Origin of the sequence: Sphingomonas sp. MM-1, assembly GCF_000347675.2 — a bacterium.
GTDB classification, from domain to species: Bacteria; Pseudomonadota; Alphaproteobacteria; order Sphingomonadales; family Sphingomonadaceae; genus Sphingomonas_E; species Sphingomonas_E fennica.
Genome location: NC_020561.1, coordinates 1995643 through 2020067, shown reverse-complemented (window position 1 = coordinate 2020067; position 24425 = coordinate 1995643). Strand labels below are relative to the sequence as shown.

Below are 24425 nucleotides of genomic sequence, written 5' to 3'. Positions count from 1 at the left end.
GCGCTCTATCGGCGAAACGCCTTTTCGAGCTCTGATTATCGTTTGGAATCGACAGAGGTCAACATTTTATCATATAAATCATGTGATTTGGAAAAACGGACGGAAAATGAACAACTTTCGGATTGTGGAGAGGTCCGGCCGGGACATGCTGGGTGAGGGGCCATGCTGGTCGCCCGTGCGCGACGCGCTGTTCTGGGTCGATATCGTGGGCCACAGGCTGCATCGGCTGGCGCTGGGCAGCGGCGCGGTGAAAAGCTGGGATTTCGATGAGCCGATTGGCTGGGCGATCGAGCGCGCGGACCGGGACGATCTCGTCATCGGCCTGAAGAGCGGCTTCGCCGGGCTGTCGCTCGATCCCTTCGCCATCGATCCGATCGGGTCGCCGGAGCCCGATCGCCCGCACAATCGCCTCAACGACGCGAAGGTCGATCCCCAGGGGCGCATCTGGGCGGGCAGCAAGGATGATCGCGACGAGGAAGCGAGCGGGGCGCTCTACTGTCTCGATGCCGATCTCGGCTGGACGCGGCTGGACGACGGCTATCAGGTCGCCAACGGGCCAGCCTTCAGCCCCGATGGCCGGACGCTCTACCATACGGACAGCGGCCTTCGCACCGTCTATGCCTTCGATCTCGCATCCGACGGCAGCCTGTCCAACAAGCGGGTCTTCCTCCGCTTCAAGAAGGAATGGGGCTATCCCGACGGCATGACCGCCGATGCGGCGGGCGGGCTCTGGATCGCCCATTGGGGCGGCGGACGGATCAGCCGCTTCCTGCCGGATGGCGAGCTCGACCGCTCGATCCGCCTGCCCGCGACCAACATCACCAGCTGCGCCTTCGCCGGTGAAAGGCTGGATCGCCTGTTCGTCACCTCCGCCGCGATGGGCGCGGAGGATGAGCCGCTTGCTGGCGCGCTGTTCGAGGTGGATACCGGCATGTGCGGGCTGCCGCCGGTGAGCTTCGCCGGATGAGCGGCTTCATCGGCGTCGACTGGGGGACCAGCAACCTGCGCGTCTGGCGCTTCGACGAAGCCGGCGCCGTGATCGGGCATCGCAGCGGCGGCAAGGGCATCGCCGCGGTGACGGACGGCGATTTCGCGGGCCAACTGGCGCCGCTGATCGGCGACTGGGCGGATGGCGCCACGCCCATCATCCTGGGCGGCATGGTCGGCAGCCGGAATGGATGGCTGGAGGTGCCCTATGTGGCGTGCCCGGCCGATCCCGCGGCGATCGGCGGCGGGGCGATTCCTGTCGAAACCGATCTGGGGCCGGCCTGGATCGTTCCCGGCCTCAGCCATCTCGCGCCGACGGGGCTGCATGACGTGATGCGCGGCGAGGAAGTGCAGATCGCCGGCGCCGGCGTGATGGACGGGATCGTCGCGCTGCCCGGCACGCACAGCAAATGGGCCAGGCTCGGCGGCGGCACGGTGCTTTCCTTCCGCACCTTCATGACCGGCGAATTGTTCGCGGTGCTGAAGGTGCATTCGCTGCTCGGCCGGTTGATGGTCGAAGGCCCAGCGGACGAGGCGGCCTTCCTTGCCGGCGTCCGCCGGTCGCTCGCCGATCCCGCGCTTTCGGGGCTGCTGTTCAGCGTGCGCACGGAGGGATTGTTCGGTGGCATCCCGCCGGAAGGCCTGGCGGATTATCTTTCGGGCCTGCTGATCGGCGCCGAGGTGGCGCAGGGGATGGAGGATGTCAGCGCCTCCGTCACCATCGTCGCCACGCGCGCCCTTGCCGGTCGCTATGCCGTCGCGGTGCGCGAGGCCGGCGCCGGCGCTCCGGCGATCATCGACGGAGAAGCCGCATCCGCCAACGGCCTGCTCGCCCTGGGCCGCCGCATATTGGAGAATGACTGAGATGATCTGGTCCGATCTTTTGGCCGAACTGCCGCTGGTGGCGATCCTGCGCGGGCTGGCGCCCGATGAAGCCGAAGCCGTGGGCGAGGCGCTGGTTTCGGCCGGCTTCCGCTGCCTCGAGGTGCCGCTCAACTCGCCCGATCCGCTCGAAAGCATCGCAATCCTGCAGGATCGCTTCGGCGGACGGGCGCTGGTCGGCGCGGGCACGGTATTGCGCCCCGATGAGGTGGACGCCGTGGCGCAGGCGGGCGGACGTATCATCATATCGCCCAACATGCGCCCCGACGTGATCGCCGCGACCAAGGCGGCCGGCATGGTCTCGCTCCCGTCCTTCCTGACCCCGACCGAGGCCTTCGCCGCGATCGAGGCGGGGGCGGACGGGCTGAAGCTGTTTCCGGCGGAAGCGGCCCCGCCGAAGGTGCTGAAGGCGATGCGGGCTGTCATCCCGGCCTCCGTGCCCGTATTCCCCGTCGGGGGAATCGATGCCGCGGGCATGGCGGCCTATCGCGCCGCCGGGGCGAGCGGCTTCGGCATCGGCTCCTCGCTATATGCGCCGGGGCGGGTCGCGGCGGATGTGGGCCGGCGCGCTGCGGCACTTGTCGCGGCTTGGCGGAACGGCGAATGAGTGGAGGGGGATGATGAGACGATGAGCAGCGACGACAATCCGCGATCCGCCTTCGACGGCCGCAACCTGACGGCGCATATCGTCCACGATCTCGGCCGCGCGATCGTTACCGAGCGTTATTCGAGCGGTCAGGCTTTCCCCGTTGAGGCCGATCTGTGCCGCCAATATGATGCGAGCCGGCCGGTGCTGCGTGAGGCGGTGAAGATGCTCACCGCCAAGGGCCTGCTGAGCGCGAGGCCGCGCCAGGGCACGCGCGTCCAGCCGGAAAGCCAGTGGAACCTCCTCGATCCCGATGTGCTGCGCTGGATGCTGGAGCGCAAATTCTCGATCGATCTGCTGATCGAATTCACCGATGTGCGCCTGGCAATCGAGCCCCGCGCTGCCGCGCTGGCGGCGGCGGTCGCCACGGGCGCGCAGCGCGCGCAAATCATGGCGGCCATCGACCGCATGGTGGCCGCCGACAATGGCGACGACGATGCGCTGGCCGCCGACATCGCCTTCCACGTTGCCGTGCTGAACGCCAGCAACAACCGTTTCCTGCGCCAGTTCACCGATCTCGCCGAAACCACATTGCGGTTCAGCATCCGGCGCACCAACGAATATAAGGGCGTGCCGCGCGCCAGCGCCGAGGAGCATAAGCGCGTCGCCGATGCGATCGCCGCGGGCGACGCCGAACGCGCGGCGGGCGAGATGCGCACCCTGATCGAAGGCGCGCTGAACCTGCTGCTTACGCGCGGCGGCCTGCCGTCCCGTCCCCGGGCCTGAGCGCCTCCGGCGCCATCGTCCCGAAGCGCAGCCGCGTTTCCGATCGATATTCCTTGCCCGGCCGCAACAGGGTGGAGGGGAATTGTGGCATGTTGGGCGAATCCGGGAAATGCTGGGTTTCGAAGCATAGCGCCCGGTGCCGCCCGATCGGCTGGCCGCCCCTATCGGGGATCGATCCGTCTAGGCCGTTGCCGCTGTAGAATTGAACGCCGGGCTCGGTCGTCGATATTTCCAGCAGCCGCCCGCTGGCGGCGTGCATCAGCCGGACCGCGGGTTTCAGCGTGCCGGCATCGTCCCCGATGCAGAAGGTGTGATTGAAGCCGTCTCCGGCATCGAGCTGCGGGTCGCCCGCCGCCAGCGCGGCGGCAAGCCCGCGCGGCTGGCGGAAATCGAAGGCCGTGCCGGCGACCGCGAGGCAGTCGCCCGTCGGCAGCGCGGCGGCGTCGATCGGAAGATAGGCTTCGGCGTGGATCTGGACGTCATGATCGAGGGCGGTGGCCGATGAACGGCCGCCGAGGTTGAAATAGCAGTGGCTCGTCAGGTTCACGTGTGTCGCCCGATCGGCGCCCGCGCGATAGCGGAGCAGGATCGTGTCCGCGCCTTCCAGCAGGAAATCCGCCTCCACGCGCAATCTGCCCGGAAATCCCTGGTCGCCATCCGGGCTCACATGGCTGAGCCGAACGCCGCGTCCGTCCGCCAACGGCGCGGCCGCCCATATCGCCTTGTCGAAACCGGCGGAGCCGCCATGGAGCTGATTGGGGCCTTCATTGGCGATAAGCGCGTGAACCGATCCGTCCACGGGCAGCCGGGCGCCGCGGATGCGGTTGGCATAGCGGCCGACGGTCGATCCGAAATAGGGATTGGCGCGGCGATAGGCGGGGGAAAGATAGCCGTCGAGATGATCGAACCCCAGGATCACCTCTTCCCGTGGCACCTCGTGGCCGGGCGCGAGGATGCTGGACAAGGTGGCGCCGTAGGTGGCGACGCTGAACGCAATGCCGCCATCGGCGGAGAAGGTGAAGCGTTCGACCATTTCGCCCGAGGGCAGCCGGCCCCAGGGTTCGCGATCCATCCGAACGGCGGGAGCGGGCATGGGCACGACCTGTGCGCTGGAGCGGGTTGAACCGGAGGTTCGGGAAAGGATTAGCGCGCCGCATGGCCCCGGATCAATGCGGCCCCGCGTAGGCAAGGGGTGGCCGGGCCGCGAACGGCCCGGCCACAGGGGGGATCAGAAGGTCGCGCGGACGCCGACCGAGACGCGACGCCCCGTGTCGTCGAGCTGGATCAGCCGCTCATCATAGCGCGAGAAGGTGCGGCGGTGCTTGTTGGTCAGATTCACCACCTCGCCGAAGACGGCGAAATTCTCGGTGAACTTGAAGCTGCCGCTCAGATCATACTGGCCGTAGCTGTCGACATTCTCCGGTTCGCCATTGAGGCCGCGGGCGCGGGCTAGGAACTTGTCGCGCCAGTTATAGGCGCCGCGAAGCTGGACCGGCCCCTTTTCATAGAACAGCACCGCATTGGCGCTGTCCGACAGGCCTTCGACCGAGAAGATGCCGCTCGCGATCGACGGATCGAAGCTCGTTGAGCTCTTCACCTTGGTATAGTTGGCGAGCACGCCGAAGCCGTCAAACGGCGCAGGCAGCTTGTCGAACGTATATTGCGCCGCGACCTCGAAGCCATAAACCTTCGACTTCCGGGTATTTTCCGGCCGGGTCACGTTGAAGTCGAAGCCGAAATAGGTTTCGGTGGTCGTGACCTGCGAAATGAAGTTGTCGACCCATTTGTAGAAGCCGGCAACGCTCACATAGCTGGTCTTACCGATGAAATAATCGGCGGCGATATCCGCGTTCCACGCCAGATAGGGCTTCAGGCCGGGATTGCCGCTGCTGATCGTATTCGACTGGGGCGGACGGAAATCATAGGATTTACTGAGCGTCAGGTTGGACAGTGTCGGCCGCGTCAGGGTGCGCGAGAAGGCCGCCCGCGTCACCAGCTTGTCCGTCCAGTTCACCCGGAACGTCGCCGACGGCAGGACATAGCTGTAATTATGCTTTTCCGAAACCGGCACCGGCGGGCTGAACGTCGCCACGCCGGCGGTATGATCGCCGGGATTCTGGGTGATGTTCAGCAATTGCACCGAATTGCCGCGCGCCAGCGTGTTGGTATAGACATACCGGGCGCCGACCACGGCATTCCAGGGATGATCGCCCAGATCGCCGCCGAGTTCGGCCTGCAGATAGGCCGCCGCGGTATATTCGCGCACCGAACCCGAGCCGCGCGGGTCGTAGGTCGGCCGCATGCTGTAGCCGTTGGCGGCATAGACGGCATTGAAGGCGTCTTCCGCGGTTTGATCGCCCTTCTGGGAAACAGCGGACGGGTTGCCATAATATTGGGCGAGCTTGACCGGATCGTAGGTCAGCCAGCTCATCGGCGCTCCGCCGAGCACGCCGCCATCGTTGAAGGTGGTGAACAAGCCGGGGTCGGCGCTGGCAAAATAGCCGCAATAGAAGCAGCCCAGCGGGTCCGGCGTCAGTAGTGACGTGATGTCCTTCTTGCGCCGCGTGCCGACCGCGCCGAAGCGGATCGACTTCAACACCGTATCGAATTCCTGCTTGCCGTCGATCCGGAGCGAGGTGATGTCGTCGGAAACCTTGCTGCCGCGTTCGGAGCAGCAGTGCAGCACGGCGCGCGAGGGATCGTCGGTCGGCAGGATGTTGGTGATGGTCGGCAGGCTGCCGGGGTTGAGATCGAAGGTCGGGTTCACGCCCGCATTCTTCTCGCCCACCACGTAGAATACGGACGTGTAGCCCTCTTTGGCGCGCGAATGCGAGATATCGAAATCGATCGTAGTGCGATCGCCGGGCGTGTAGCGCGCATTCAGGCCGATCTGGTAGGTCTTCGCGTCACGCGGGGAATCGAAGACGATATTGTCGCTGGCAAGGCCGCCGCCGGCGCTGCGAACGAAATGGGTGACGGTGCCGTTCTCGTTCGCGGTCGCATCGATAATGTCGCCGGGATCGGTGTAGAAACCGAGCTGGTTCGACCAGGAATCCACCTTGAGCTGCGTGTAGAGGCCGTCGAGCTGGAGCTTCAGCTTGTCGCTGACGATCCAGTCGAATCCGATCGTGCCGGTGATGCGCTCGCGCGTGTTGCGCTCCACCGTGGTGTTGTAGGTGCGGGGGAGGGCGACATCGGCGAGATCGACCGTGCCGTCCTTGTCGAAATCGAGATTCTGGCCGGTGATCCAGCCGCTGGTGTTGACGTTGGAGAAGCGCGATATGCGCTTGTCATAATTGAAGCTCGCCAGCACGCCGAACGTCTCGTCGGCATTGGTGTTGCTGACGATGCCGGAGATGACCGGCGCAGCCTTGTCGCGCGTGCTGTCGAACTTGGCAGCGGCGCTGCCGGAGAAGTGGAAGCCGGGATTGTCGAGCGGCCGCGCGGTGCGCAGCATCACGGTGGAGCCGATGCCGCCATCCTGCTGCTCGGCGGTGGCCGACTTGTAGACCTCGGCCGCGCTCAGTACTTCGGAAGGCAGGATGTCAAAGCTGAACTCGCGCCCGCTATTCTCGGTCGCGAGCAGCCGGCCATTGAGCAGCACGGTGTTGAATTCCGGGCCGAAACCGCGAACCGTGATGAAGCGGCCCTCGCCGCCGCTGCGATCGATCGAAACGCCGGTGATACGCTGCAGCGATTCGGCGACATTCTGATCGGGGAACTTGCCGATATCCTCGGCTGCGATTGAATCGACCACGCCGATCGTCTCGCGCTTGATGTCGAGCGCCTTGGAAAGGCTGGCGCGAGTGCCGGTCACGATGATGTCGTCAGCGGCGGCGGTGTCGGACTGCAGCGAGGACGGCGCGGCATCCTGGGCGAAGGCGGCGGTTCCGGCGCACAACGAAACTAGGCTCGCCCCCATCAGCAACAGCGTGGCATGGCGACGACCGTGGACCTTTATCATGCATCACTCCCCAATATCGGAGGCTGGATCGTTGAGAGTGCCAGCCGTGGTCTCATAAATATGACAAATAAGATGCTTCGTCCACCCCGCACTCGGGAAAGGAGAAGCTTTTTGGCCGATGCCCACAATAAAGTGCGCCGGCGCGAGGTTGACATGCGCTGAAATGCTGCCTTTTTATATGATAAATATGAGATCAGGGAGAGTATGATGCGGGCAGGCAGATTGAGTGTGGCGATGGTTTCGGCGCTGGCGCTGGCCGCGCTCTCGGCTGGCGGCGCGCATGCGTCGGCGCGCTATGATTCGAAGGCCCGCGTCTTCCGGCTGGATGGCGGCGACGTCACCTATGCGTTCGGCATCAATCCTGCGGGCTATCTCGAATCGATCTATTGGGGGGGGCGGCTCCAGGACGGCGATCCCCTGGGGCCGATCCCGGCGCTGCGCGATCATTCCAGCGTCGACATGGCGGCATCAATCGCGCCCCAGGAGTTTCCCGGCCAGGGTGCCGGCACCTTCGCCGAGCCCACGCTGAAGCTCGCTTATCCCGATGGCGTGCGGGACGTCGTCCTGAAATATGTCTCCCACAAGATAGCGGGCGACACCATCACCATCGCTCTCAGGGATGTTTCCCGCCCGGTCGACGTCACCCTGCGCTACGAGATCGATCCCGAAACCGGCATCGTCGGCCGGTCGGCGACGATCGCGAACAACGGCAAGGGCTGGGTGCGAATCGACCAGGCCGAATCCGCATCCTACACGCTGCCGGTCGGGTCGGATTACCGGCTCCATTACCTCACAGGCCGCTGGGCGGCGGAATGGACGCTCCAGCAGCGGCCGGTGACGGAGGGCGCGACGGTGATCGAAAGCCGGCGCGGATCGACCGGCCACCAGAATAATCCCTGGTTCGCGATCGATCGCACCGCCGTTTCGACCGAGGAAAGCGGGCCGGTATGGTTCGGGGCACTCGCCTGGTCGGGATCGTGGCGGATCAGCGTTGACAAGGACCAGATCGGCAAGGTGCGGATCGTCGGTGGCTATAATCCCTATGATTTCGCCTATCGCCTCCAGCCGGGCGAGAAGCTGGAAACCCCGGTCTTCTATGCGGGCTACAGCAGCAGGGGCATGGGCGGCGCCTCACGCCTGATGCACCGCTTCCAGCGTGACGAGATCCTGCCGGGCAACGGCAAGCCGAAGATTCGGCCCGTGCTCTATAATAGCTGGGAAGCGACCGAATTCGCCGTGGACGAGGCCGGTCAGATGGCGCTCGCCGAAAAGGCGGCGCGCATCGGTGTCGAACGCTTCGTGATGGACGACGGCTGGTTCGGCGCGCGCAACAGCGACAAGGCCGGCCTGGGCGACTGGACGGTCAACCGCACCAAATTCCCTAACGGTCTCAAGCCGCTGATCGACAAGGTGAAGAGCCTGGGGATGGAATTCGGCCTGTGGGTCGAACCCGAAATGGTGAATCCCGACAGCGATCTCTACCGCGCCCATCCCGATTGGGTCATCAATTTTCCCACCCGGCCCCGCAGCGAGGGCCGCAACCAACTCGTCCTCAATCTCGCACGGAAGGATGTGCGCGATCATCTGCTCAAAGTGCTGGACGATCTGGTCAGCGCCAACGACATCAGGTTCCTCAAATGGGATCATAATCGCAACTGGTCCGAACCCGGCTGGCCGGAGGTCGCGCCTGAGGACCAGCAGAAGCTCTATGTCGAATATGTCCGCAATCTCTATTGGATACTGGCCGAGCTGCGGCGGCGGCATCCAGGGCTGGAGATCGAATCCTGCTCGGGCGGCGGTGGCCGCGTCGATCTCGGCATCATGGCCCTCACCGATCAGGTCTGGCCGTCGGACAATACCGACCCCTTTGATCGGCTGACGATGCAGGACGGCTTCAGCCATGCCTATGCCCCAGCGGTGATGATGGCCTGGGTCACGGATTCGCCCAACTGGGTGAACAAGCGGGAGACCTCGCTCGAATATCGCTTCCTGTCCGCGATGCAGGGCGGCCTCGGCGTCGGCGCCAACCTCAACCATTGGCAGGATGAGGATTATGCTACCGCCACGCGGATGATCGCGGCCTATAAAACTGTCCGCGCCACGGTGCAGCAGGGCGACCTCTATCGCCTCGTCTCTCCCCAGCAAGGCAGCGAGCACTCGGCCACGCTTTCGGTTGCGCCGGACCGGCGCCAGGCGGTGCTTTTCGCTTTCCTTCACAGCAGCACCAAGCTGGAGCCGGCGCCCGCCATCCGGCTCCAAGGCCTCGATGCCGACAGGCGCTATCGCGTCAGCCGCCTCGGCGGCGGCACGTTGCCGGCCGGCATGCCCGTGGAAGCCAGCGGTCGCTTCTGGATGGAACAGGGCGTCGATCCGGCGCTGCGGGGGGATTTCCAGGCCATCGGCCTGCTGTTCGAAGCCGTCGGCTGATTGATGGCGGGGTAAACGGAACGGCGTGCCGGTGCGGTTCCGCTCCCGACCGGAAAAATGGTGCGCCTGCCTGCCTGGGAGGCATGGCGTAGATCGACCAACGTTGCCGGATTCACCGATATGGATGGTGACCCCTACGGGATAAATATCGAAGCAAATTTAAGTAGTGTAAAAATGAGGGAGCGTTGATTTTCCTGGGTTTTCGGCCGAAGAGTGCGAGACAATGGTGTGAGACAATGCGCACCTGACGGAGACTCATTTGGCTAGAACTGTAAAGCATGTTCGTGAAAGGGAGGGGGTGTTCCAGTATGAACGCCGCGTTCCTCGATCTATTCAGCGAAACCCCGAGCGTTACGCCCGCTTTGGAAATCGACCTCTCTATCGCCGTTCTCTTGGCACCAAAGACCTTGGACAGATGGGACAGGCCTATGCATTGGTGCATAGGGAGTTTGAGGCCCTTATCAGGGAAGGGCAGAGTGACAGGCCGGCATGTGCGTCATCGCTTGATCCTGTACCAGAAAGCCAGCCGCCTTCGAGAATGGTGACCAATATCGATTTGGAGGAGATAGCTAACCGCTATCGCGATCTGATCGCAGCACCCTATGAACGGCTTAACCGGAAGGCCAACGTCGATCGGGCTTCGGCGCGAGAGCTGGAACGCATGGAATATGCGCTCGAACTGGATGCGGAGGATATTCAACGCTGCTTGGCTATACGCTTCAGCACGGAAAAGAATCCCCGGCTCGATACAGTGGACGATGCTCGCTTTGTCGTCAGGAATGAGGGGTTCAATGCTCCTGAAGGCAGCGAGGAATTCGGTGCGATCATCGCTGCCATACGCAAGGGCTATAAGCAGGGATATGAAAGAGTAACGCAATTGGCTTCTGGTGAGCTGTTGCCATCTCTGCCTGATCGATCAAAGCCATCGAAACCCAAAGGCTCGATATCGCTTCGCGAGGCTACCCAACGCTATATCGATGCGCGTGACCTATCAGCCAAAGCAATATCGGAAACACAACTGGCGTTACGTCAATTCGAAGAAATCATCGGCAACAAGTCCATCATCGCATTGACTCGGGAGGATTGCACTAGCTTTGCGAACAAGCTTTCCCATAAAAAGGTTGGCACAAAATCCCAGGAAAGCGTTGAGCGTTATCTATCGATCCATACCATAAACAAGCGCCTTAGAATGCTCAGTGCTGTATTTAGATATGCGGTCGATCAAGGATGGATCGAAGGCAACAACCCCATGAGCGGTGTGCAGGTATCAGCGCTGGGGCGGCCTTCCAACAAAGTCGTTATGCCCGAAAAGCGGAGATTCCAGGACACGGAACTCGAACTAATATTGCAGCATCCCTGGTTCACTGGATGCAAATCATCGAAAGAAATCTACACTCCAGGTCATCATAGATTGAATGGTAGTCAGTATTGGGTTCCTATCGTCGCCCTCCTGACAGGATGTAGGGCTGGTGAGCTTGGTGGAATGAAATTGGAAGATATCAAAATCAACCACAAATATCCCCATTACTGATACGAGAGAATGAATATAGGCGAATTAAAAACGGCAAATCACGTAGCGTTCCCATTCTTGACGCCCTTATGGAACTTGGCTTTGCCGATTATGTTGATCGCATAGCAAAGGCTGGGAATGATAGGCTCTTTCCCGATTGGCTTGCCAGCAAGCGCAAGGGTGGTGGGCCGAATGAATATCCCTCTTGGTCCAACTCGCCCCTGATAAGGGGATTCAACCGAACTGTCCTGCCAGCCGCTTTGCCGGATACACTTAGAGCTAATGTCAGACGGGAAGTAACGTTTCACGGATTTCGTGGGGCATTCAAAGCCATGCTGCTCATCAAAAATCGTATACAGAATCACATCGTTGATGAAGTGTTAGGCCATGCCCATCCCGATATCGATCAACGCTATGTTGGTCTATTGAGTATCGAGAAAATTTATCCCGATGTTCGTTCCTGTAGATATGATGGCTTGATTATACCACGTTTGGATAATATTTGATTATAGAGAGATAATCTAGGTGATATGACTGCAAGGAAATCCTTTCTTGCCCAGGCATTCTAGCTCGTCGTTATCGAAAACGAGGAGCGATTTCATCATTATGGTAACGAACTCTATGCGCTGATGGATAAGGGGCGTTTCCCCCGGCCTATTCGCCTTGGTGCGCGTGCTGTCGGCTGGCGTTCCTCCACCATTGAGGAATGGCTGTCTGCCCCATTACCGCAGGTGGCTTCTTTTGATGCGCTATATCGACAAAATAGAGCAGAAAATCATTCTACAGAATTAATAAAGCGTAACTACCATCTAAAATACATCGCCTTGTGCCCCAGCCTATTCGCCGCAATAAGGCTGATCGGATACGCGTTAATCCAACCATATGCTCTGATTGCCAGTCGGGAAAGCATCCTATGCTTTTCTGAAGGGAGAGCGTTTGCCCGATGATGTTTGAAAAACCGAAGTCTTAGAAGGATTTTAACAAGCCATGACCCTACCGATAATGAGGAAAGCCCGAATTTTCTCAAAGCTCACACCTTGGATGAAGGGACCAGAGAGAAGGGATTTTCATTATTTCTTTGCTATATAGGGAGTTATGCCAGCTCTTCTCTCGAATTCCTTAGCCAAAATCCTGATTGCCAAGGCCTCCTTGGAGGCTGGAACGATCAAGGAATCATGAACCGGCAAGGCTGGAACGCCATGCATCATTGCTAGTTCATACATGGTGCCGATAATGATCTCGCTTTCAATAAACTGAAGGTCAGCCCAATCTAAATCATATTCGGGCCAATCCTTTAAAATAGGAAGGTGATCTAATATCTTATCTCGAACCATGGCAATGGGATATTTCTCCTGAAGGTTCAATCCTGTCTTTTGTTTGAAGGCGTCCCTAGCATTTTCGGACCATCGTGTCTGAAATTTATCATTGCCTAAGGTCATTGTTATCCACGATTTTACAACGTGCCTTGGAATGTCCGGAATTGTGTAAGGGTCTTTGGTTGGATCAAAGGCCCATTTTCTCAAGCCATGGTAAAGCGTTAGGTGGCTTGCCTGGATATCGATCTCGACCGTGGATTCGCCATTGATTTTAATTTCCGCCCTTTTATCGGATTTCATTTGTTGGTAGCTATATCCTTCCGAATATAGGCGACCGCCTTTATTCCATTTATAGCCACTTTCTTTCCCCATGCTAAATTTACGGACAAAGGAGTCATGCTCATCGGGAATGATATCCTGCTTTGAGAAAAATTCATTAAGATCATTGACTTGATTGCTGATGTCGATCGCTATTGGATCGGTCTTATCGAAAGAAATTCTATTACCTAGAACTTTCGCTCGTTTTTTCCCTATTCCTGTATCGATGAATCTATATTCGGAAGGGCTTCTTAAGGTAACAGGGCAACCAATGGATGCTGGCCGTGCATTCTTCTTGAAGTTTAAAAGCCAATTTTCCGGATCAATGGAGAATAATTTGGCTATATCAACCAGCTCATTGCTAACAACAAATCTTGTAGTGAGTCCCTGCATATTGTTCTTAAATGATGGTGGAATGTGTTTCAATCTTTTTACGAGGCATTGCCGCGTTAATTCATCCATGATGCTCTTAAAACGAACATATCCAACGGGCAAATAGCTAAAGCTATTTGATCCCATAGAGCGATAACACGGTATTTCATGATTTATCGATACAGCCTTTAGTAAATCCGCTAGGATAATTCCAACGGCTTTTATGAAGGCTGCACCAGGCTTGGTTCGAGAATGCTTAAGCCCAAGCCAAAGTCGTTCAGCTATGAACTTGCTAAATTCCAACGCATTTTCTGAATTTTGGTGGCTATTTAGCCCCATATAGAACCCTATTCTTTTCGAAGTTGAATAGGGGTCTTCAGCATGACCTAGAAATTCCAATAACAAGTCTTCAATTTCAATCTTAAGATAATCTTTTTTATCTATAGTATTTAATAACATAATCTACCTTTAATAATGTATATATACCTTTCTCCAAGAAGAAGAGAGGGAAGGGAGGGGAGAGGGTGTAATAGTAAGGTTTTTTAATCCTCCAAGAGACAGGATGGTCATTGCGAGTATTGTATGAGGAGGCGATGTAGGGTGCAAGAGCGTCTAGAAATGTCCTTATATCATATCTTGATTACGGGAGATTTCATAGCAGTGATTGTTATCTATGTGCTGAAACGACGCGATGTGCAGGTGATAAGTTTATCTATATTTAAATAAGTTAATTAAAATCGTTTAATTCATCTTAGTCTAAGATGTTTATCTGACATGGAATTAACGATTTTAAATGAGATCGAGGGAAGTATCAGGTAAAGGCTGGCTGATATCTGTGATATAGCTTTGGTAAATAGTGGGGAAAATTAGGTTTACGTTGGATAATCCTCTATCCTCACATATATCGGGCCTATTCGAGCTTGAAATTGGAGGATTTGCGTGGAGAATGATGCGATTCTTGTTTTTACGGCGGATATTGTCGCTGCTCATGTGGGGAATAATGGTGTTCCTACGGCGGACATTGGGAATCTGATCGCTAATGTCCATGGCGCCTTGGCAGGGCTGAGACAGGGTTCGGGCCGACCAGCGGTATCGAAGCGACAGCCTGCCGTTCCCGTTCGGGCCAGTGTAAAACCCGATAAGGTGACGTGCCTGGAATGCGGCTTTTCCGGTAAAATGCTCAAACGCCATCTCGGCGTCGCCCATGCTCTGTCGGAAGCCGATTATCGCATCAAATGGGCCTTAAGGTCGGATCATCCCTTGGTTGCCCCTTTATATAGCCAGTTGCGCTCGGAACAGGCGAAGGCGCTTGGGGTTCAGCGCAAATCCAGCAAGCTCAGCGCCAAGGACGCTTTGGCAAAATCCCGCAAAAGGCTTGGGTTGAAGATGGGGGAATAAGGATTGGAAGGCATCAATTTCCTTATATGAGGATGATGCCTTCTATTTTCCTTTTAAAAGCCCATACGGAGCAAATTGCTGATTTTGGCCTAAATGGTACGCGAAATAGTAAAATTTCTCTGTATAGAGCTTATAGGGGAAAATATAGGCATTCTAACTACATTCCTCCCATTTGTTGCATAATTATCCGTTCTGACGTTTTGCAATTCAATCTTTCTCTATCTTTCCATTCTCTATATTTGAATTCATTCTTTGCGTTGAGATATGCCGCTGCAACCATGCCCGCTTGAACGCAAATCTGGACATAATCGCTTCCCCTTCGAGCAATATAATATTGCTCCTCCGCGTCCTCTGCTACATCAGCATGTATTTTTTCATTAAGGTTGTCAGCCTCTGACTGTATCTGCTGCATCATGTTCTCATAGGAGAATTCCTCCTGTGGTGGAGCAGAGCAGGCTGTCGCAAGCAACGATAGAATGGCGATCGAGAATAAATTTCTCATAATCGTTTCCTTTTTAGATAAATCTCCGACGATTTATTGTTAGATGAATTTGATCAAAACGATGAACGCCAGAATGAGAACCCCTATTATGATATAGGGAGTCTTTTCTTTGACGTCATATTTGCTGTGATCGATATCCGATTGATCTGGCATCTTTGGGATGGGTTTCCCAAAAATTATCAAAAGAACGCCAATGAGAATCGTGAGACCCGAGAGAAACAGGTAATTCCTCTGGTCGTTCATGAGGCCGATATTGTTGACCGAGCCAAAGCTGGTTTCGACGCTTACATCCATGGAAAGCGCCAGGATGGCGAAGAAAACGCCAATTATGGTGATGACTGCCCCCGCAGGTTTCATTGGATCATCCCCTTATGGCAGGGGATTGCGAGCTTTTGCCGCATGGTCGGCAAGCCGCTGCTTCACATGGGCGATGGCTTCTTCCCGTGATGGGAAGGCTTGATTAGCCCAAAGGAACAACCCGTCTTGCTCGATGATGCCATATGGCAGGGGTTCGTTGCTGACAGGCGTTCTAGGCTTGTCCGCTTTGTCTTCCCGTTTGCCTTTAACGAGTAGGATGACGCCAACGAGAATGGCGAGGCCTGAAAGCAGGATGAAATTGGTCTGAGCTGCCATTAGGCTTAGGTTGGCAACGCGTCCGAATGGCGTTGATACGCTCACATCCATGGAAAGTGCAGCAATCGCGCCCAGAATGCCGATGATCGTGAGCCAAATTCCCGCTGCTCGCATCTATCCCCCCCCTTATTGTTTTATTAATTTGCAGACACCGGCGCCTCCTTCGAGGCCAAGTAGACCCGTAGGAGGACCATATACGCCAAAGTTCTCGCCTTCCATGATGCGAATTGCGTTGTCACCTACGAACAGGACGGTATGAGCTTGGTAGCCAGTGTATCCACCGTAGGAATTACGTGCGTTAATTAAAACATTAGCAGCCCAACCTTGCCAAGCAACGCCGCCTCCGCTTAGCCAACCATTCTTGCAATAGGCGGGGAAGACATTGCCAATTTGGTAGTAGGCGCTGGCAGGATCTTTCAGATAGGTTTGCGCCGCCGATTTCACGCTTTCTAGAATTGCGGTTGGGGGAGGTCCAAGATCAGCAATCGTTGGGTTGGCCTTTTTTGAATGGGCTGGTGAAGCGTATGCCGCCAACGCCCCTATGGCGACCATAAGCCAATGCTTTGAAGACATGCTTTGCCCCCGTCATTCCAATTGGAGGGGCACCACCCGGGCAAAGCCGGGTGTTCGTAACCTGAAGGAGTCCGACAGGCGCATACGCCTTTACCGTTTCCGGCTGGACATGCGCGTATGCCACCCGGCCGAGAAACTCGACCGGCTGACTCCTCTTGGGGTTACGACGCCCCGCAGCCCCGATTTTGCGGAGCTGCATTCCTTTAATGGCAAAAGGGACGGCTTGGGTAAATGGGGAAAGCGGATGTTCCAATGGGAGGCAAGCCAACCTCAATCAGGGCAATTCAACGAAATATGTGTCGGATAAATTTACACTGCCCTTTGGGTCAAGTGAGGAAAATCAACTCATTACGTTCAATGGCGTAATTCTTGCTGGTGGATTTACGCATTATGGAGGGCGTCCATGAAACCCATCTTGAAATTGCTCGCGATGATAGGATTTATAACAGCAAGCGCGGCTCACGCGACTCAGACGTTCAATATTGGACCAGGGTGGGGCGCTAAAATAGACTTCAGTTACGCGGGGCCGGAATTTTACTGGTCTGATATATCAGACAGACAAAGTAGTTATTCTGTTATTGGAAACTATGAATTAACGTCAAGGCTTCCTATTGGTGAGTGCTACAATCCGGATTATCCTGGGTATAATACGGATGAATGTCTGATAAAAGGTCTTGTTTATATTTTTGGAGACTACATCGCCGAAAACTCATTGTCTCACAGAGAATTTTATGGATCTGCTTGGGAGGGTGGTCAAGGAAGTGTTGTTTTCTCAAACACATCTGGCGGTATTGTATCAATAACAATAGAAAATTTCTCTGGGCAATATAGGCGCATTGCCTTGCCCGAGCCTTCCATTTGGCTCATGTTGATTATGGGTTTCGGATTTATCGGAATTGTAATGCGCTACAGGCGCCCATCGCTGAGCAGTATTTAACTTAGATCTTCAAAAGGGTGCGCTTCTCAATCCGCTGAATGGCTGAGCGCGAGACGCCATATTCCTTAGCCAATGCTCCAAGGGAAAGGCCCTGGGAACGCTTGGTGGCGATATCCTGCTGATCCCGGGATGAGAGGGCCTGAGGCCTGCCAAGGGTCTTCCCCGAGGCCTTAGCCCTTTCCAAACCTGCCTGAGTTCGCTCAACCAGAAGATCGCGTTCAAACTCTGCAACCGCAGCAATGACGCCCATGGTCATTTTGCCTGCCGAGCTGGTGAGGTCCACACCTCCCAGGGCAAGGCAATGAACCTTGATCCGTTCCTTTGCCAGCATCTCAACCGTTGCCCTGACATCCATGGCATTGCGCCCTAAGCGATCCAGTTTGGTCACAATGAGAACGTCACCGCTTTCCAGCCGATCGATCAGCTTGGCAAAGCCCTTACGCTCCATGGCGGCAACGGAGCCTGATATGGTTTCAACGATGATGCGCTTGGGATCGATGGTGAAGCCAGCCGCTTCAATCTCTCTAACCTGATTGTCGGTGGTCTGATCGATCGTGCTGACCCGGCAATAAGCAAAAACCCGCGACATCGAATGCCCTCATGTATCGGAAAGGTGCATTCAAATTAAAAGTGTATCGATATATGAGTCAGCCTATATTTCGATACATATGGCGAGGGTGTATCGGAATCGACCGTTAATGACGCGTATGCGGTTGAGGTCATTCGAGATGTGATCCAGGCTACGGATCGGCTTGCAAAGCGAATGGGAGCAGAATTCGTGCTCGATAGGCCTTGGCGCGAGAAGCTCGATAGCCAAAAACCCATGGAAATTGCACCGCAGGTGAGTGTGACGGCAAACGGTGCCAGTAGGTAAGTAAGCGGCTTTTGAGAGGTCGTTTCCAGTTTAACGTTTGGGGATAGTGTTGCCCATCTCAGATGGGGCGGCAGGCGTTTGAATGTCCCACCTTCGTTCCCTTGCTAACGGTGCTTCGGAGCAGTTTCTGCCCTGGAGCGTCAGGTATGCCTGGAAAGAATGCTCGCGATCCCTAGGGATGGGCTGCCCTTGGGTAATTCTCCACACACCTGATCCATTCCACCACATCCACGCGTTCGCATCGCTGAGCCATGCCTAACGGTCGCCAGGAAAAATGTGAGACAACGGTGTGAGACAATCGCCAAAAATAGGCGCTAAGTCATTGAAAACATTGAATTGGTGACCCCTACGGGAATCGAACCCGTGTTTCAGCCGTGAAAGGGCCGCGTCCTGACCGCTAGACGAAGGGGCCGTCAATCGGTGTCGCGCCGTTAAAGCAGCGATCGGGCGGGGTCAAGCATCCCGTGCAATATTATTTCCCGCCTTCGTCCGCTCAGCGATGCTCGTCCGCCCAGGCCGCATCCTCGAGGTGGAGCTCGGCCGTCGGGCGGCTGTTCCAGTCGTCCACCTTGGGCCGGCCGGCCAGCCACAGGCGGCGATCCGCGCCCGCGCCGAGCAGGGCCTGGCCGAGCGCGCTGTCCGCCTGGCGGAAGGCGATCGTCTTGATCGCGCGGCCGTCGTCGCCCTGGACGATGGCGCGGATATGGCCCTGGCCGACGATATCGGCCCTGACGATGCGGACCGGTCCGGCCGCCACGCGCGGCGACGGCCAGCCCGCGCCATAAGGGCCGCCGGCATCGAGCGCATCGACCAGGGCCGGGTTGATCCCGCCCGGCGTCAGCACCGCATCGAGCAGCAAGGCACGGCCGTCCTGCGCGCGGGCCACGTCCGCCGCGAGCCTGTCGTCGAGGAAGTCGGCGAGCGCGTCGAGCCTCGCCTGCTCCACCGTCAGCCCGGCGGCCATGGCGTGGCCGCCGCCGGCGACGAGCAGGCCCATATCCTTGGCCGCCAGCACCGCCGCGCCGAGATCGACGCCCGAGATCGACCGTCCGGAACCCTTGCCGATGCCGGCATCGTCCATCGCCACGACGATGGCGGGGCGGCCGAGCTTCTCCTTCAGCCGGCCGGCGACGATGCCGATCACGCCGGGATGCCAGCCGGCGCCCGAAACCAGCGTCACCGCGCGGTTGCCCTGCGTGGCGGCGGCGACTTCCGCCGCCTCGGTGACGAGCATCTCGATGGCGCGCCGCTCGCCGTTCAAGCGGTCCAACTCGGCGGCGATCGTGCAGGCCTCCTCCGGGTCCTCGGTGGTCAGCAGGCGGACGCCGAGGTCGGACTTGCCGACGCGGCCGCCGGCATTGATGCGCGGCCCCAGCGCGAAGCCGAGATCGGTGCAGGTCGGCGCGCGATCCAGCCGGGCGGCCTGGGTGAGGGCGGCCAGGCCGATATTGTGCCGCTGCGCCATCACCTTCAGGCCCTGGGCGACGAAGGCGCGGTTGAGCCCGCGCAGCGCCGCGACATCGGCCACCGTGCCCAGCGCCACGAGATCGAGCAGGTCGATCAGCCGGGGTTCGGCGCGGGTGGCGAACCAGTTGCGCGCGCGCAACGTGCGCAGCAGCGCGGCGCCCAGCAGGAAGGCGACGCCGACGGCGGCGAGGTGGCCGTGGGCGGCGGCGTCGGCCGCTTCGTCCAGCCGGTTGGGGTTCACCAGCGCCAGCGCCGGGGGCAGAGCGGCGGCGCATTTGTGATGATCGACGACGATCACGTCGACGCCGGTGGCGCGCGCCATTTCCAGCGCCTCGAACGCCTGGGCGCCGCAATCGACGGTGACGATCAGCCGCGCGCCGCCGGCCGCGATCCGCACCAGCGCCTCGCCCGACGGGCCATAGCCCTCCATCAGCCGGTCGGGGATATAGGCCTGCGGATCGAGCCCCAGCCCCCGCAGCAGCCGGATCAGCAGCGCCGCCGATGTCGCCCCGTCGACGTCATAGTCGCCGAAGATGGTCACGGGCTCGCCGCGCGCGACGGCGTCCGCCAGCCGCTCGGCAGCCTGGTCCATGTCGCGGAAGATCGACGGGTCCGGCATGAAGCCGCGGATGGTGGGCGCGCGGTGCGCCTCCACCGCCTCGCGCGGGACGCCGCGCGCCATCAGCAGGCCGGCGACGAGGTCGTCCGGCCGGAAATCCGCGTCGCGGCCGTCGGTGCCCGATCCCCGCCAGCGCCAGGGCTGGCCGAGGATCGATCGGGAGATGTTGAGCACGGCAGTCATGCCCATGCCCTAGAGCATTTTCGCGCCCGCCGGAATCGGCTGGCGGCGGAATCGGGAAATGGCGGGAGGCGGCGCGTTCAGCCGCCCTTGTGATGTTCGCCCTTCACCCAGCGCACGGTGCCGGAGCTGGCGCGCATCACCACGCTTTCGGTGGTCATAACGCCGTTCTTGCGGCGCTTCACGCCTTCCAGCAGCGATCCGTCGGTCACGCCGGTCGCGGCGAAGATGGCGTCGCCCTTCACCAGATCCTCGAGATGATAGATGCGATCGAGATCGGTGACGCCCCATTTGTGGGCGCGGGCGCGCTCCTCCTCGTTGCGGAAGAGCAGCCGGCCCTGGAACTGGCCGCCGACGCAGCGCAGCGCGGCCGCCGCCAGCACGCCTTCCGGCGCGCCGCCCGATCCCAGATAGATGTCGATGGTGGTGTCGGGATCGGTGACGGCGATCACGCCGGCCACGTCGCCGTCGGGGATCAGCACGATGCCGCAGCCGATCTGGCGCAGCTCCGCGATCAGCTTTTCGTGGCGCGGGCGATCGAGGACGCAGGCGATGATCTCGTTCGGCTGCACGCCCTTGGCGGCGGCCAGCGCGGTGATGTTTTCGGTCGGCGTGCGATCGAGGCCGACGAGGCCGGCCGGATAGCCGGGGCCGATCGCGATCTTGTCCATATAGACGTCGGGCGCGTTTAGCAGGCCGCCTTCCTCGGCGATGGCCAGCACGGCGAGCGCGTTGGGACCGGCCTTGGCGGTGATGGTGGTGCCTTCCAGCGGATCGAGCGCGATATCGATCTTCGGGCCGGTGCCGACGGCGGCGCCCACCTTCTCGCCGATATAGAGCATCGGCGCCTCGTCGCGCTCACCCTCGCCGATCACGACGGTGCCGTCGAACTCCAGGCCGTTGAAGGCCTTACGCATGGCTTCGACCGCGGCGGCGTCGGCGGCTTTCTCATCCCCCCGGCCGATCAGCCGCGAGGCGGCGATCGCGGCCGCCTCGGTGACGCGCACCATTTCCAGAACCAGCACGCGATCGAGCGCCTTGCTTGCCTTCACCATCGTTCCCACGCCTTTCCGTTAATCACCGGCCCGATAGGCAAGGCGTGCGACAAAGTCGAGAATCGATCGCATACAAGATTCATGGAACCACGGCGGGCCGTGTGCTTTGATCGGTTATATGGTCTTTTACCTTCGGTTAACCAATCTGAACTAGCTCTGTCGGCGATAAGCCGATGCGGAGACCATGATGAGCCTCGCGGCCAAGCTACGTCAGACCTTTGACGAGGACGAAGAGCGCCGCTCGACCCGCACGCGGTTGCTGCTGGATGGCGGCGTGCGCCACGGGACCGAGGATTTCGCCGACATCACCGTGCACGATCTGTCGGTCGACGGCTTCCGCGCCGAATCGGCGATGGAATTGTCGCCGGGCATGACGGTGGAGATCGACCTGCCGGGCATCGGCGTGCGCGAGGCGGACGTGATGTGGGCGGGCTATCCCTATGCCGGCTGTGCCTTCGTCCAACCGCTGCTGCGCGAACAGGTGCGCGCGGCGCTGGCGGAAAGCCCGGTCGTTTGGGGCGAATTCGGCGGATCGGAGGACATGACCTCCGCAGTGTCGCGCGGCGCGGCCATCCAGATCGCCGCCGCCGTCGCGGAGGCCGTGACGCCGCCGGCGACGGCCGACGAGACCGAACGCCCGCTGCCCTTCGGCACGCGGCTGCGTTCCATCCTCCTCATCAACGGCCTGCTCTGGGCCGGGATCGTCGCGGTCGCCTGGATGCTGTTCGGCTGACGGCGGGGGAAGGGGCAGGCCCCTTCCCGAATCCTCGGATGTCGAGCCGGAATCCTCAGATATCGAGGATGTGCATCAGCATCGGCTGGCTCAGGATGCTGGCCGACCCTTTCAGCCGGTCGAGCGCGTCGGCGACGGCGCTTTCCGGGCAGTCGTGCGTCACCATCACCAGAAGCACGCCGCCATCGGCCGCCGCCCCGCGTTGGATCAGGCTTTCGATCGAGACTCCGGCATCGCGCATCGCGGCGGTGATCTCCGCCAGCACGCCGGGCCGGTCGGCCACGGTGAAGCGCAGATAGGCGCGGCCGTTGCGTTCGCCGGGAATCGCGGGCGGCAGGTGGGCGAGGCTCGCGACCGGCATGGCGAAGGCGGGGCCATATTCGCCGCGCGCGATATCGATGAGATCGGCCACCACCGCCGATGCGGTCGGCCCCTCGCCGGCGCCGCGGCCTTCGAAGAACAGGCGGCCGACGAAATTGCCCTCGGCCACCACCGCGTTCAGCGATCCGACGACATGGGCGAGCGGGTGGCTGATCGGCACCAGGCAGGCATGGACGCGCTGGAACAGGCCGCCCCCGCCGGCTTCGGCCAGCCCGACCAGGCGGACGCGGAAGCCCAGCGCCTGCGCCTCGGCGATGTCGGCGGCGATCACGTGGCGGATGCCCGATATGGCGACGGAATCGAAATCGAGCGTCGTGCCGAAGGCCAGGCTGGCGAGGATCGAAAGCTTGTGCGCGGCATCGACCCCGTCGATGTCGAAGCTGGGATCGGCCTCGGCATAGCCCAGCGCCTGCGCCTCGGCGAGGACGTCGGCGAAGTCGAGGCCCTCCTGCTCCATCTTGGTCAGGATATAATTGCAGGTGCCGTTGAGGATGCCGTAGACATGGCCGATCTCGTTGGCGGCCGCGCCCTCGCGCAGGCCCTTGATCACCGGGATGCCGCCGGCCACCGCCGCTTCATATTTCAGCGCGGCATCGGCCTTCTCCGCCGCTTCGGCCAGCTCAACGCCATGATGCGCGATCATCGCCTTGTTGGCGGTGACGAAGGCCTTGCCCGCCGCCAGCGTGGCGCGCGCCAGCGTCAGCGCCGGGCCATCCGCGCCGCCGATCAGCTCGACCACCACGTCGACATCGTCGCGCGTCGCGAGCGTCGCGGCATCGTCCACCCAGGCAAAGCCGGAAAGGTCCACGCCGCGATCCCGCGTGCGATCGCGCGCGGAAATGGCGGTGATCGCGATCGGGCGGCCGGCGCGGCGCTCGATCAGCGCGCGATTGGCCTCCAGCAGCTTGACCACCCCGCCACCGACCGTGCCGAGCCCCGCGAGCGCGATTCGCAGCGGTTGCGTCATGAACAGATTCTCCAGCCTCTAACCACGCCGCCTCCTAGAGCAGATGCGCGAGGGGTGGGAACCAGTTTTTCCAGCAGGATGGAAAGCGATTGCATTTCGTGCAACCGCAGGCGCTTTCTTCGCACTTGCAGCATGTGCACTGCAACATAAATTCGAACGGGAAATCGGGGTAGGACGGGAAAGCCGGATCGATACCCCTCACAGGAGATCGTTCGATGCGTTTCATCAAGACCGTCGCGGCGCTGGCCGCCGTCGCCGCCCCCGCCCTTGCCGCGCAGCCGGCCTTCGCCCAGAGCGAATGGACCGAAAGCCGCTTCCAGCGCGATGGCGACGAATATGTCGTCAAGACCAGCCAGGTCGGCGAAACCACCCGCCTCAAGGGCTATGTGGTCGGCAAGATGGTGAATTTCGACCTCAACGTGCGCGGCGATCGCGTGCGCGGCAAGGTGAACAACACCAATGTCGAGTTCCGCCGCAAGGACGCTGCCGAGCTCGCTTCCAACTGATCACCCGCCGATCGCTTCGGCGGATCGGCTGATCGCTCAAGCGGCCCCGCCCTCACCGGCGGGGCCGTTTCAGTTGCAGAACATCGCATTTTCCGTGCTTTTCGCATTGGCCGATGGAGCCGCCGCGCTTGGCCTTCGTTCATTGTCCGTCCCTTTCCGGGACGAGGAAGGAACGGACATGGCGAACCAGAAGCAGGACGGCCAGGGCCAGCGCAACCAGCAACGCGAACAGCAGCGCCAGGCCGAACGCCAGCAGCAACAGCAGCAGCGCGGCCAGCAACAGCAGGGCGATCGCGGCGGCAAGCAGGATCGCGAAGGCGGCGATCGGCAGCGCTGACCGGGCTCTCCCTCGAAGCCGTCAAAATCGAAACCGTCAAAGCGGGCCGCCTTCGGGCGGCCCTTTTTTGTCCCGCACGGGGACGGGATTATCCCCTCCCGCCTGACGCCGGATG

24 protein-coding genes and 1 tRNA gene are annotated in these 24425 nt (G+C 59.8%); 13 read left to right on the top strand and 12 right to left on the bottom strand.

All coding sequences use genetic code 11. The features are described from left to right. Positions 1 to 106: 106 nt before the first annotated feature. Genes G432_RS09775 through G432_RS09760 form a run of 4 tightly spaced genes read left to right on the top strand, consistent with a single transcriptional unit; the run spans position 107 to position 3241 of the window. Entirely contained in the window at positions 107 to 967 is an 861-nt protein-coding gene (locus G432_RS09775; RefSeq protein ID WP_015458663.1) for an SMP-30/gluconolactonase/LRE family protein, read from the top strand. Then, entirely contained in the window at positions 964 to 1851 is an 888-nt protein-coding gene (locus G432_RS09770) for a 2-dehydro-3-deoxygalactonokinase (RefSeq protein WP_015458662.1), read from the top strand. The genes G432_RS09775 and G432_RS09770 overlap by 4 nt, the downstream gene beginning before the upstream one ends. A gap of 1 nt (position 1852) precedes the next feature. After that, the gene (locus G432_RS09765; protein ID WP_015458661.1) at positions 1853 to 2476 is read left to right on the top strand and encodes a 2-dehydro-3-deoxy-6-phosphogalactonate aldolase; all 624 of its coding nucleotides are present in this window, start codon (positions 1853 to 1855) and stop codon (positions 2474 to 2476) included. A 21-nt stretch (positions 2477 to 2497) separates the two neighbouring features. Further along, a complete protein-coding gene (locus tag G432_RS09760) occupies positions 2498 to 3241 on the top strand; it encodes a FadR/GntR family transcriptional regulator (RefSeq protein ID WP_015458660.1) in 744 nt (247 codons plus the stop codon). Here G432_RS09760 and G432_RS09755 read toward each other — a convergent pair. After that, the gene (locus tag G432_RS09755; protein ID WP_236626884.1) at positions 3204 to 4334 is read right to left on the bottom strand and encodes an aldose epimerase family protein; all 1131 of its coding nucleotides are present in this window, start codon (positions 4332 to 4334) and stop codon (positions 3204 to 3206) included. The genes G432_RS09760 and G432_RS09755 overlap by 38 nt on opposite strands. 135 nt (positions 4335 to 4469) lie before the next feature. Next, on the bottom strand, positions 4470 to 7205 hold the full coding sequence (locus G432_RS09750) for a TonB-dependent receptor (RefSeq protein WP_015458658.1): 2736 nt from the start codon (positions 7203 to 7205) through the stop codon (positions 4470 to 4472). 234 nt (positions 7206 to 7439) lie between these two features. On the opposite strand from G432_RS09750, the gene G432_RS09745 reads away from it, so the two are divergent. The 4 genes from G432_RS09745 (at position 7440) to G432_RS24435 (ending at position 12089) form a co-directional block, all read left to right on the top strand. Beyond that, on the top strand, positions 7440 to 9632 hold the full coding sequence (locus G432_RS09745) for an alpha-galactosidase (RefSeq protein WP_015458657.1): 2193 nt from the start codon (positions 7440 to 7442) through the stop codon (positions 9630 to 9632). Positions 9633 to 9930: 298 nt separating this feature from the next. Further along, on the top strand, positions 9931 to 11163 hold the full coding sequence (locus G432_RS23260) for a phage integrase N-terminal SAM-like domain-containing protein (protein ID WP_144062024.1): 1233 nt from the start codon (positions 9931 to 9933) through the stop codon (positions 11161 to 11163). 68 nt (positions 11164 to 11231) lie between these two features. Next, a complete protein-coding gene (locus G432_RS23255) occupies positions 11232 to 11648 on the top strand; it encodes a hypothetical protein (RefSeq protein WP_187294042.1) in 417 nt (138 codons plus the stop codon). A gap of 123 nt (positions 11649 to 11771) precedes the next feature. Continuing rightward, positions 11772 to 12089, top strand: coding sequence for an AlpA family phage regulatory protein (locus G432_RS24435; RefSeq protein WP_084673641.1), 318 nt, complete (start codon positions 11772 to 11774; stop codon positions 12087 to 12089). Between the two features lie 123 nt (positions 12090 to 12212). On the opposite strand, the gene G432_RS23250 is transcribed toward G432_RS24435, so the two are convergent. Then, positions 12213 to 13607 (bottom strand): hypothetical protein, encoded by a 1395-nt coding sequence (locus G432_RS23250; protein ID WP_144062022.1) that lies wholly within the window; start codon positions 13605 to 13607, stop codon positions 12213 to 12215. Between the two features lie 480 nt (positions 13608 to 14087). Between G432_RS23250 and G432_RS22550 the strand changes: the two genes are divergently transcribed. Then, positions 14088 to 14546 carry a MucR family transcriptional regulator gene (locus G432_RS22550; protein WP_015458654.1) on the top strand — a complete coding sequence of 153 codons (459 nt, stop codon included), beginning with the start codon at positions 14088 to 14090 and terminating at the stop codon, positions 14544 to 14546. Between the two features lie 157 nt (positions 14547 to 14703). On the opposite strand, the gene G432_RS23245 is transcribed toward G432_RS22550, so the two are convergent. From G432_RS23245 to G432_RS23235, 4 genes are read right to left on the bottom strand one after another with little or no spacing between them, the layout of a single operon-like run. Continuing rightward, positions 14704 to 15048 carry a hypothetical protein gene (locus G432_RS23245; protein WP_144062021.1) on the bottom strand — a complete coding sequence of 115 codons (345 nt, stop codon included), beginning with the start codon at positions 15046 to 15048 and terminating at the stop codon, positions 14704 to 14706. 39 nt (positions 15049 to 15087) lie between these two features. Next, positions 15088 to 15405, bottom strand: a complete 318-nt coding sequence (locus G432_RS09730; RefSeq protein ID WP_015458653.1) for a hypothetical protein — start codon at positions 15403 to 15405, stop codon at positions 15088 to 15090. 12 nt (positions 15406 to 15417) lie between these two features. Continuing rightward, the gene (locus G432_RS23240) at positions 15418 to 15795 is read right to left on the bottom strand and encodes a hypothetical protein (protein WP_144062020.1); all 378 of its coding nucleotides are present in this window, start codon (positions 15793 to 15795) and stop codon (positions 15418 to 15420) included. Positions 15796 to 15807: 12 nt separating this feature from the next. Beyond that, positions 15808 to 16254, bottom strand: a complete 447-nt coding sequence (locus G432_RS23235; protein ID WP_144062019.1) for a hypothetical protein — start codon at positions 16252 to 16254, stop codon at positions 15808 to 15810. 403 nt (positions 16255 to 16657) lie between these two features. Here G432_RS23235 and G432_RS23230 point away from each other — a divergent pair, with 403 nt between their 5' ends. Beyond that, a complete protein-coding gene (locus G432_RS23230; protein WP_144062018.1) occupies positions 16658 to 17191 on the top strand; it encodes a PEPxxWA-CTERM sorting domain-containing protein in 534 nt (177 codons plus the stop codon). 1 nt (position 17192) lies between these two features. Here G432_RS23230 and G432_RS09725 read toward each other — a convergent pair whose 3' ends face one another. The 4 genes from G432_RS09725 to glpX form a co-directional block, all read right to left on the bottom strand. Beyond that, positions 17193 to 17780 (bottom strand): recombinase family protein, encoded by a 588-nt coding sequence (locus G432_RS09725; protein WP_015458652.1) that lies wholly within the window; start codon positions 17778 to 17780, stop codon positions 17193 to 17195. Between the two features lie 622 nt (positions 17781 to 18402). Beyond that, positions 18403 to 18477, bottom strand: a tRNA-Glu gene (locus G432_RS09720). Positions 18478 to 18558: 81 nt separating this feature from the next. Continuing rightward, a complete protein-coding gene (gene recJ, locus G432_RS09715) occupies positions 18559 to 20334 on the bottom strand; it encodes a single-stranded-DNA-specific exonuclease RecJ (protein ID WP_041865306.1) in 1776 nt (591 codons plus the stop codon). A gap of 77 nt (positions 20335 to 20411) precedes the next feature. Continuing rightward, the gene (gene glpX, locus G432_RS09710; RefSeq protein WP_015458650.1) at positions 20412 to 21386 is read right to left on the bottom strand and encodes a class II fructose-bisphosphatase; all 975 of its coding nucleotides are present in this window, start codon (positions 21384 to 21386) and stop codon (positions 20412 to 20414) included. A gap of 184 nt (positions 21387 to 21570) precedes the next feature. Here glpX and G432_RS09705 point away from each other — a divergent pair, with 184 nt between their 5' ends. Beyond that, positions 21571 to 22119, top strand: a complete 549-nt coding sequence (locus G432_RS09705; RefSeq protein ID WP_236626883.1) for a pilus assembly protein PilZ — start codon at positions 21571 to 21573, stop codon at positions 22117 to 22119. A 55-nt stretch (positions 22120 to 22174) separates the two neighbouring features. Here the strand turns inward: G432_RS09705 and G432_RS09700 are convergent, their stop codons facing one another. Beyond that, on the bottom strand, positions 22175 to 23467 hold the full coding sequence (locus tag G432_RS09700; protein WP_015458648.1) for a homoserine dehydrogenase: 1293 nt from the start codon (positions 23465 to 23467) through the stop codon (positions 22175 to 22177). A 215-nt stretch (positions 23468 to 23682) separates the two neighbouring features. Here G432_RS09700 and G432_RS09695 point away from each other — a divergent pair, with 215 nt between their 5' ends. After that, positions 23683 to 23973: a hypothetical protein gene (locus tag G432_RS09695; protein WP_015458647.1), complete on the top strand. Its 291-nt coding sequence runs from the start codon at positions 23683 to 23685 to the stop codon at positions 23971 to 23973. 178 nt (positions 23974 to 24151) lie between these two features. After that, positions 24152 to 24310, top strand: coding sequence for a hypothetical protein (locus tag G432_RS23705; RefSeq protein ID WP_015458646.1), 159 nt, complete (start codon positions 24152 to 24154; stop codon positions 24308 to 24310). Positions 24311 to 24425: the final 115 nt, after the last annotated feature.

Excerpts from the sequence above, each read along its gene's own strand:
- G432_RS23235 (WP_144062019.1), bottom strand. The coding sequence starts at position 16,254 with ATGTCTTCAAAGCATTGGCTTATGGTCGCCATAGGGGCGTTGGCGGCA.
- G432_RS09705 (WP_236626883.1), top strand. The coding sequence starts at position 21,571 with ATGATGAGCCTCGCGGCCAAGCTACGTCAGACCTTTGACGAGGACGAA.
- G432_RS09750 (WP_015458658.1), bottom strand. The coding sequence starts at position 7,205 with ATGATAAAGGTCCACGGTCGTCGCCATGCCACGCTGTTGCTGATGGGG.
- G432_RS23250 (WP_144062022.1), bottom strand. The coding sequence starts at position 13,607 with ATGTTATTAAATACTATAGATAAAAAAGATTATCTTAAGATTGAAATT.
- G432_RS23705 (WP_015458646.1), top strand. The coding sequence starts at position 24,152 with ATGGCGAACCAGAAGCAGGACGGCCAGGGCCAGCGCAACCAGCAACGC.
- G432_RS09725 (WP_015458652.1), bottom strand. The coding sequence starts at position 17,780 with ATGTCGCGGGTTTTTGCTTATTGCCGGGTCAGCACGATCGATCAGACC.
- G432_RS09700 (WP_015458648.1), bottom strand. The coding sequence starts at position 23,467 with ATGACGCAACCGCTGCGAATCGCGCTCGCGGGGCTCGGCACGGTCGGT.
- G432_RS09695 (WP_015458647.1), top strand. The coding sequence starts at position 23,683 with ATGCGTTTCATCAAGACCGTCGCGGCGCTGGCCGCCGTCGCCGCCCCC.
- recJ (WP_041865306.1), bottom strand. The coding sequence starts at position 20,334 with ATGACTGCCGTGCTCAACATCTCCCGATCGATCCTCGGCCAGCCCTGG.
- G432_RS23255 (WP_187294042.1), top strand. The coding sequence starts at position 11,232 with ATGGAACTTGGCTTTGCCGATTATGTTGATCGCATAGCAAAGGCTGGG.
- G432_RS09760 (WP_015458660.1), top strand. The coding sequence starts at position 2,498 with ATGAGCAGCGACGACAATCCGCGATCCGCCTTCGACGGCCGCAACCTG.
- G432_RS09745 (WP_015458657.1), top strand. The coding sequence starts at position 7,440 with ATGGTTTCGGCGCTGGCGCTGGCCGCGCTCTCGGCTGGCGGCGCGCAT.
- G432_RS09730 (WP_015458653.1), bottom strand. The coding sequence starts at position 15,405 with ATGAAACCTGCGGGGGCAGTCATCACCATAATTGGCGTTTTCTTCGCC.
- G432_RS09770 (WP_015458662.1), top strand. The coding sequence starts at position 964 with ATGAGCGGCTTCATCGGCGTCGACTGGGGGACCAGCAACCTGCGCGTC.
- G432_RS24435 (WP_084673641.1), top strand. The coding sequence starts at position 11,772 with ATGGATAAGGGGCGTTTCCCCCGGCCTATTCGCCTTGGTGCGCGTGCT.
- glpX (WP_015458650.1), bottom strand. The coding sequence starts at position 21,386 with ATGGTGAAGGCAAGCAAGGCGCTCGATCGCGTGCTGGTTCTGGAAATG.
- G432_RS09775 (WP_015458663.1), top strand. The coding sequence starts at position 107 with ATGAACAACTTTCGGATTGTGGAGAGGTCCGGCCGGGACATGCTGGGT.
- G432_RS23245 (WP_144062021.1), bottom strand. The coding sequence starts at position 15,048 with ATGAGAAATTTATTCTCGATCGCCATTCTATCGTTGCTTGCGACAGCC.
- G432_RS23230 (WP_144062018.1), top strand. The coding sequence starts at position 16,658 with ATGAAACCCATCTTGAAATTGCTCGCGATGATAGGATTTATAACAGCA.
- G432_RS09755 (WP_236626884.1), bottom strand. The coding sequence starts at position 4,334 with ATGCCCGCTCCCGCCGTTCGGATGGATCGCGAACCCTGGGGCCGGCTG.
- G432_RS23240 (WP_144062020.1), bottom strand. The coding sequence starts at position 15,795 with ATGCGAGCAGCGGGAATTTGGCTCACGATCATCGGCATTCTGGGCGCG.
- G432_RS09765 (WP_015458661.1), top strand. The coding sequence starts at position 1,853 with ATGATCTGGTCCGATCTTTTGGCCGAACTGCCGCTGGTGGCGATCCTG.